Here is an 8181-nt window from a genome sequence, read left to right as displayed (position 1 = left end):
CGTGAAGCCCGTCTCCGCGAGCATTTCCTGCAGAGATCGCCGCGTGAACCAGCGAAGGTGTCCGGCGTCTTCCGGGCCGGCGCCGATCGGGTCGAAACGTCCGCTCAGGAGATCGGAGACGACCGGCGCCGACGCGGCGTTGGGCACCGAGACGACGAGGGTGGCGCCCGGCATCGCCACTCCGCCGGCGGCGTCGAGCACCTCGAACGGATCGCGAAAGTGTTCGAGGGAATCCGCGAAGACGAGCACGTCGAACCGGTCGCCGCGCGAGCTCATCGCGCGCAGGACCTCGAGCGCGTCCCCTTCGTGAAACGCATCGAGGGCGAGGCGACCGGCGGGGGCGAAGCGTGGGTCCCGTTCGATCCCTTCCGCGCGAAGTCCGGAATGCCGCCGGCGCGCTTCCGCGGCCGTCTCCCCCGGTCCGCATCCGACGTCCAGCAGCCGCCGCGCGCCCGCGGGAATTCGCGCCAGGATTTCCCTGCGCGCGCCGAACGTCTCGGCGACGCGGACGACCCGGAACCCCGGCGCGACGAGGGGCGGCCCCGCCGGTCCGGCGATCACGAAACGCGCCGGAAAATCGGCGGGAGCGGCCGCGAGCGCCCGGGCCGCGGAGGGGGGAGGCGCCGGGATCGCCTCCAGCTCCCGAAGGGTCGAGACGAGGGGCGGCGCCCACCCGAGATCGCCGCTCGCCGCCGAGTCCAGGGGATAGATCGTCCCCGAGGGGATCCCCGCGCACGCCGCCAGGGCCGGCGCCGCGCCCGGCGCCGGGATCGAGCGCTCGTCCGGCACCTCCAGCACGCCTTCCAGGGCGTCCCCGCACGGCGTGAACGCCCGCCGCCACCGCACCCGCGAGAGACGTCCGAGGTAGTCCTCCGAGCGGCGCGGGAAGAGGAACCGGATCAAGCCGAAAGCGAGGCCGAGCTCGGCGAGCTCCGATCCGGCTCCGCGGGCTCCGGCGGGAACGACCAGACCCGCGGCGGCGCGACCAGGCCGACGGCATAGACCGGAGAAACAACCGAGAACCCCGGCGAGAGGATCCGCGCGTCGTGGAGATGGAGCCCGTGCTCGTCGGCGAGATAGACGAAGACGGTGAAATCGCCGTGCGAAATCGGGAAATCGGGAAGCGTGAGCCGGACGCGATATCGCCGCCGCCCCGTCAACGCCGGCGCCGCCTCCCGGGTATCCGCGGCGAAAACCTGAACCCCGTCCTCCCGGTCGATGCCGATCCGGACCGTCAACGCGGCGGCGGGATCCGTGCTCTCGAACGCCACGTCGAACGCGACCGTGCTCTGCGACCGGAACTCCGAAGCCGGGAAGCCGGACCCGTCGTGGACGACGACGTCGGTGATCCGCGCCGGCAGCCCTCCCGCCCGGGGCGCGGGAGCCGGTTCGGCTTCGCGCCGGCGCTCTTCCTTGCTCTGGAGGTACGCCTCGTACTGCCGCACGACCGGGAGGACCTTCCCGTGCTCGCGGACGCGCCCGTGCTCGAGCCAGATCGCGCGGTCGCACAGCGTCGCGACGTAGTAGAGCGCGTGCGAGCAGAAAAGGAGCGTTCCTCCCCCCTGCTGGAAGGCGACGATCCGGTCGACCGACTTCTTCTGGAAATACCCGTCGCCGACGGCGAGGGCTTCGTCGACGATGAGGACCTCGGCGTCGACGTGCGTGGCGACCGAAAAGGCGAGGCGGAGCATCATCCCCGAGGAGTACGTCTTCACCGGCCGGTCGAAGAAGTCGCCGAGCTCGGAGAACTCCCGGATCGCGGGGAGCCGGCGGCGGATCTCGCCGGCGGACAGCCCGAGCAGAGCGCCGTTGATCCGCGCGTTGTCGAGGCCGGAGAATTCCGGATGGAACCCCATGCCGAGCTCGAGGATCGACGCGACCGCGCCGCGCGTGGAAACCCGGCCCTCGGAAGGCGCGGTGGTTCCGGCGACGAGCTTCAGGAGCGTCGACTTGCCCGCGCCGTTCTCGCCGATGAGGCCGAGGCTCGCCCCGCGCGGCAGCTCGAACGAGACGTTCTCGAGCGCCTGGAAATCGACGTGGCGGGACGAACCGGTGACGAGCTCCACGAGGCGGTCGGCGGGCCGCCGATAGAGGCGGTAGGTCTTGCCGAGGTTCTCGGCGACGACCGAGGCGGAGGCGCCGGGATCGGAATCGCTCATTCGCCGAGCGCGAACTCGCAGCGGCGGCAGAGGAACTCGTCGGGCGCGTCTTCCACGCCGTAGGCCCACCGCCGCATCTGCGCGATCCGCTCGCCCCCGAGCACCTCCGCGACGCTCTGGCGGGTGAGATCGCCGACCGTCCACTTCTCGTAGTAGTCCTGGCAGCAGAGGACGGCGCTGCCCGTCGCGTTGACGTGGAGGTGCTCGAACGGGCGGGAGCCCATCAACTCGCATCCGCGAAGCCGTTTCTTCGGGGGCGGAAGGATCGTCCCGATCTGCCCGGCGCGGCTGCGGATCGGAAACGCCCGGACCGACCATCCGGGGAATCTCTCCCGGAGCGCCGCGACGTCGCGGCGGTGCGCCTCGTCCTCGTAGCCGAGGGCCACGATCGCTTTTTCCGCGGCGATGTCGACGGCCTCGAGCGCCTCGACGTTGGCGACGACACGCGCGAGATCGCGCGTGCCGTGGAGCTCCCGGTAACGGTCGGGGTCGAGCGTCGGGAGGTTGATGCCGAGGTAATGGAACCGCCCCGCGGAGGCGATCCGTCGCGCGACGTCCGGCTTCAACCCCGAGGCGTTCGTGAGGAGAGAAACCGGGAGCCGCCGGGCGAACAGGGTCCGGCAGCGGTCCTCGAAGTGGGGATCGACCGTCGGCTCGTTGTAGTTGCTCAGCGACACGACCGTCCGGGGAGTCGCGAGGTCGGCGATCTCCCCCACGATCCTCTCGAAGAGCGCCGGAGCCATGACTTCGGCGCCCCGGGGATCGACCGAGACCGGACAGAAACCGCAGCGGTGATTGCAGACCGACGACGTCTCGAGCGAGACGCAGAAGAGGGAGAAACGCCGCGATTCGGCGAACACGTCCTCGATGAGGAACCGGGCCGCCTCGAGTCGCTCCCTCAGATCCTCGGGGATTCCCGCCGGGTCGCCGCGGGAGAGCGCATCGACCTCGGGCGCCGAAAGGCCCCCGACGCGCTCGCCGGTGACCGGGTTGTAGAGGGAGTCCGCCTCCCGATGCACGTACGGGGAGAGCATCAGGGTGTTTTCGGCCGGTTTCGTCGCGGACAAATCCCCTCCTTCCCGCGATTGTAACAGCGCCATACCGTTGTTCTTACGGAGAAGCGGGGCTTTCGTGCCCGATTTCCCGATTGCCGCGCGGGCAGCAAAAGGGCCCGGGAGGTCCCGGGCCCTGCAGCCTGCCGAAACTGGAAGATCCCTAGAAGCCCTTGCCCGGGATGAACACGACGTCGCGGCTCCGGGTGTCCTGGATGGTGCCGAACGCCGCCGCCGGCGTCGTCCCGTCGCCCCCCGTCGCCGTGATCACCATGTTGAACGCGGAATGTCCGGCGAACGCCGCGGGCGCGTTCGACCCGGTCGTCGGAATGTAGAGGAAATGGCCGTACGCGTCGCCGTTCAACGTGAAGTCGCCGCTCCAGAACATCGTTCCATCGGCCTCGTCGTAGGCGACCGCATGGACCGTGACGGGCTCGTCGCCGAGGGCCATGAACCCGAAACGGGAGATGAAGTCGTAGTCCGTCGTCGACCCCTCGCTCAGGTCGTTGTGGAGCCCGGTCAGGACGGTACGCTCGGAGGAACCCGGCAGGAGCCCGTCGGAAATCGCGAACGCCGGGAGCTGCATTCCGTACGTCCCCTGCCCGAGGTCGGCGTAGTTGCGCCCTTCGATGACGAGGCGCCCGAGGTCCGCCCGGACGCTGTAGTCGATCTCGAGCTCGCCGATCGAGTCCCCGGCGAGATCGGGGAACAGCATGCTGATCGCATCCGAGAAAGGAAGCGCCTGATTCGGCCCGACCGTCCGAACGGCTTCGTCGACCGTGGAGGTGACGTCGTGGTGCTGGCCGTCCGAGCCGAGGTAGTGGTAGGTGAAATTCAGGACGACCGGGTAGGCGGAGGTATTCAGGACGTAGACGTCCGTCCTGCTGCTTCCGAACCGGCCGGTTCCTCCCATGAAGTACGTCGCGTTCTGTCCCGCGGCCACGCCGGCCGGCGGCGTGTCGTCCGTCAGGAGCAGGGAGTCCTTGGTGCGGTTGTCGGTCACGCTGCCGATGGCGATCGCCGGCGCCGTCGATCCCGCCGAAGGCGAGACGGTGGCGTAATAGATGTGGTCGGGGTCGGGCGCCGTCACGCCGAAATCGGAGCCTCTCAACTTGACCTGCTGATAGCCGGGGATCGTCTCCTGAAGCGTGGTTCCGATCTGCTCTCCCGTGTCCCGGAAGAGTTTCACGTCGTAGGCCCCGCCGGTCGGCGACGCCGAGACGACGATCAGCCCTCCGAGATAGTCGTCGTCGAACCTCAACCCGACGACGTTCTGGACGTTCGTGGAGGCCGAGTTCGACGCGACCCCGAGCGTCGATGCGCCGCTCGCCGAGATCTGGTAGACGGGGAGATACGTGCCGTAGCTCGGTCCGCCGGCGTCGGAGAAGGAGATCCGGGCGACCGCCGACGGGGCAGGCCCGGTGTACTTGATGAACAGAGTCCCGGGAGTACCGTCCTTGCCGAGCAGCCCGAAGGTCACGTCACTGCTCGAGAAGCCCTGGTTCGGCTGGAGCGTGACGAAGCCGGGCTGTCCCGCCGTCGGGAAATGCAGCTTCGTGGGGTCGAGGCTCCCGGCGTCCGCGGTCTCGAAGTCGAGGGCGATCGTCACCGGGACGGCGGCGCTGTTGAACAGGGACAGGGCCGTGCTGTACGCCCCCGCTCCGGGGATCTCGTAGTGCCCGGCCCCCGGGACGGTCAGCGCCGAGAAGGTCGGCCCGCCGGTGATCGCGAACCGCTGCGTATTCGAGGCGCTGTGCCCGTAACTGTTGGTCACCCGGAGCGACACGCTCATCTGGCCGCCGCTCAGGAACTGATGGGTCACCACTTTCTTGTCGGCGCCCGCGAGGAGGGTTCCATCGCCGAAATTCCACGCATAAACCGGGCTGTCCTGCGTGTCCCGGGCCGTGAGCGTGATCAGGTCGCCGGCCTTCGCGCCCCAGGCGTTGCCGAACTGGTTGAATTGCGCGCCGAGGACGTCGAACGTCGCATCGGGAACGTGCTGATCGCCAGCCACGGTCACGGTGAGGACAGGGCTCGCCTTGAGCTGGATCGGCGCGCCGTTGACGATCGCCGTTCCGGTCACCAGCAGGGTGTAGGTGCCGGTGCTCGGGAATCCGTTGTAGCCCAGAGTGGCCCCGCTCTTCGAGTCGTGGAACGCCCCCGGCGGATTCGAGTTGATCGACCAGGCGAAGACGGCGTTCGCCGAGCTGATTCCATTCACGCTCGCGGTCCACGTGCCCCCGGAGCCGAGCGAAACGCTCGTGGGACCGGCGATCGCGATCTGGTAGGTCCCGCCTCCGGTGCCACCGACCGTGACCGACAGGCTCGCGGTCTTCGTCGCACCCGCGGAATCGTGGACGGTCAGCGAAATCGAGCCGGTGCTGGCGAATGCGTGAGTGAAGCTCCCGCCGGAGCCCGAACCCCCGTCGCTCGACGACCAGCTGTAGGTGTAGGGCGACTGGCCTCCCGCAGCCAGGGCCGACCAGGTTCCCGACTGGCCCGCGGTGCGGGAGGTCGGTCCGCTGATGCTCGCCGAAAGGGCCGACGCAATCGTGCTGAACTTCTGCGAGACGGTGATTCCCTCGACGGTCAGCTTGAGCGTATAGCTTCCGGCCGCGTAGCTGTGCGACACGAAATCCGTCGTCAGGTGGCTGGTGTCGACGGGCGAGCCGTCCCCGAAGTCCCAGGTCGCGGGAACCCCCGGCTTGCCGGCGTCCCCCTGGTCGCTGAGATTGTACGTTCCCGGCGCGCCGGAACACGTCGTGATGTTCCCGCCGAACACGTTCGTCGAGCACGTGTCGGTCGAGCTCGACGATTGCTGCTTGCTCATCCAGGCCTTGGGCGTGTACTGGACGGCGCTGTAGAGGAACGTGTCCTGGAACGACACCGACGAGCCCTTGGAGCCGCCGGTGTAGGTCACGACGAACGTGATCGTGTGGTTCTGGCCGGTCGTGAGCGCGGGAACCGTGATCGTCGCCGAAGAGGTGAGCCCCGGCACGGGGGAGATCGCGGTCAGCGTTCCGGCGTCGTACCGGTACGACACGCCGGTGATCGAGACGGTGCTCCCCTTCTGAAGGGCGAACGTCGCGGTCGTGGTGGTCTGGGTCGAGTAGAGCGTCGCCGGAACGCTGATCGAGCCGGCGATGTCGGTGAACAGGATCGTCCCCCCGACGGCCGCCGCCTGGTAGCCTCCCGCGTACTTCGCCGCCACGGTGAAACTGGCCGCATTGGCCGGCGGCACGCAGGTCGCCCCCGTGCAGCTCGTCGAGAGCGCCGCGCTGGCGGCGTCCTTGAACGACCACGCGAAACCGGTCGGGCTGCCGTTGGAGGCGCTCGCGTCGATCGATCCCCCCGTGAGGATCTTGACGCTCCCGTCGGATCCCTGGGCCGCGACGTGCGTCGCCGGAACCTTGACCGTGACGGAGCTCGTGGCGACGGTGGAGCTCAGGCTGCCGGCGGCGACGAGCTCGCCGAACGTCTGAACGATCGACGTTCCGCCGATGCTGGTGTATCCACACGCATTGCTCGAGAGAGTCTGGCAGGGAAAGAGCAGGTTCGGCAGCGAAGGCGCCGAAATCGCCGAAACGTCGGCATTCGACGTGTTCGACGTCGAGCCGTTGTAGTTCGCCCAGACGTACCAGTTCGTGATCGGTCCGCCCGTGCCGGCGGTCGACTTGTCGGTGAAGGAAAACGTGTCGCCGACGTATGCGGTCTGGTCGACCCGTCCCTGCGCGCTCTTGTTGGTCAGCGTGAAGGCCGCCACCGGATTCGGGGAAGTCGGCGTCTCGACGCAGGAGATGTCGAAGGTGTGCGTGACCCACTTCAGGCCGGTCGTGTCGCCGGAGATGCGATACGTGTAGAGCGTCTGGGGGGAGTCCCCCGGAACGAACGCTCCGAAGCCGCCGCCGTTGTCGTTGACGAGCGCGGGAATCGTCGTGTCCACCGACGGCGTTCCCGAGGCCTGCAGTCCGTTCAGGAATCCCCCGGTGATGACGTCGAGAGTCAACGCGGACGCCTTCTGGGCGACGACCATCGGAGCCGGCGCGCCGACCGGCACCTGGATGCGGGCGTAGCCGTCCGCTCCCGCGTTGGGAATCGTTCCTCGCGCCGCGAGCGTCGTGCCGTCGAAATAGAAGACGTCGATGCCGCCCGACAGCACGACGAAGATCAGATAACCGGTGCCGCTCGGATACGCCGCCATCTGCTGCGACGTGCCGGAAATGCCCGAGGACGAGAGCGGCGCCGACGTGGAAAGCGGGGTCAGGCGGCCGTCGCTTCCGATCGAGGCGACCTGGACGGTGCCCCCGCCCTTCGTGAAGAACGCGGCGGCCAGGAACCGGTCGGAGTCCGTCGGCCCGGAGCCTCCGAGGACCGCGAACCGCTGCGCGCTCTTCCATGAGGTGAGCGTCTGCGTCGCCGCCAGCGGCGTCACGTTCGCGCTGAACGCGGGGGTCGTGACGTTGACGACGTACGTGGCCGTCGCATCGGCGTAATACGCCGCGTAGTTCCCCGTCGACGTGAGCGCGGCGGTCACCGCCGCGGACGAGACCGTCCCTCCGTTGTGGACGTCGATGTGCTGCCCGTAGGTTTCGCTGCCGCCGGGAGCGTTGATGGCCATCAGCTGCTCGGGCGCGCCGCAGCCCGAGCCGTTCCACACGACCGCCATCCGACCCGAGCCGTTTCCGGTATCGGTCTCGCCCATTCCGACGGGCCCGGGAAAGCAGTCGATCAGCGTTCCGCCCCCGACGGGGCCGCCCGTGCGGAAGCTCATCTGCGCGATCGTGGGCGACGGGGACCCGGGATTCGACCCCAGATAGGCCCCGATGGTTCCGTATTTCGTGATCCCATAGATTGCCGGAGACCGGCGCGCCATGGTCAGGTCGGTCACCAGCACGGCCGTGGAGGAAATCGTCGCGGTGCTGGTCGCAATCGGCGCGAGATTCGGCGGACAGGCGGTCGACGCGTGCAGC

At 68.8% G+C, this 8181-nt stretch carries 4 protein-coding genes; all 4 read right to left on the bottom strand.

Annotated features, from left to right (window positions below):
* Window positions 1–903, bottom strand: a 903-nt coding sequence (locus tag VFS34_09945) for a class I SAM-dependent methyltransferase (protein HET9794773.1), incomplete at its 3' end; no start/stop codon positions are given.
* Complete coding sequence (locus tag VFS34_09940; protein HET9794772.1) at window positions 900–2159, bottom strand: ABC transporter ATP-binding protein; 1260 nt, start codon at window positions 2157–2159, stop codon at window positions 900–902. The genes VFS34_09940 and VFS34_09945, both read right to left, overlap by 4 nt.
* Window positions 2156–3226, bottom strand: coding sequence for a radical SAM/SPASM domain-containing protein (locus VFS34_09935; GenBank protein HET9794771.1), 1071 nt, complete (start codon window positions 3224–3226; stop codon window positions 2156–2158). Before VFS34_09935 ends, VFS34_09940 begins: the two co-directional genes overlap by 4 nt.
* A gap of 148 nt (window positions 3227–3374) precedes the next feature.
* Complete coding sequence (locus tag VFS34_09930; protein HET9794770.1) at window positions 3375–8099, bottom strand: PKD domain-containing protein; 4725 nt, start codon at window positions 8097–8099, stop codon at window positions 3375–3377.
* Window positions 8100–8181 lie beyond the last annotated feature (82 nt).

The sequence above is a fragment of the Thermoanaerobaculia bacterium genome, from assembly GCA_035717485.1.
Classification (GTDB): Bacteria; Acidobacteriota; Thermoanaerobaculia; order UBA5066; family DATFVB01; genus DATFVB01.
The sequence above is the reverse complement of the archived record's forward strand: the minus strand, read 5'-3'. Positions and strand labels throughout refer to the sequence as shown.

Bases quoted from the DNA above. Each gene is read 5' to 3' on its own strand.
- VFS34_09940 (HET9794772.1), bottom strand. From the start codon at position 2,159: ATGAGCGATTCCGATCCCGGCGCCTCCGCCTCGGTCGTCGCCGAGAAC.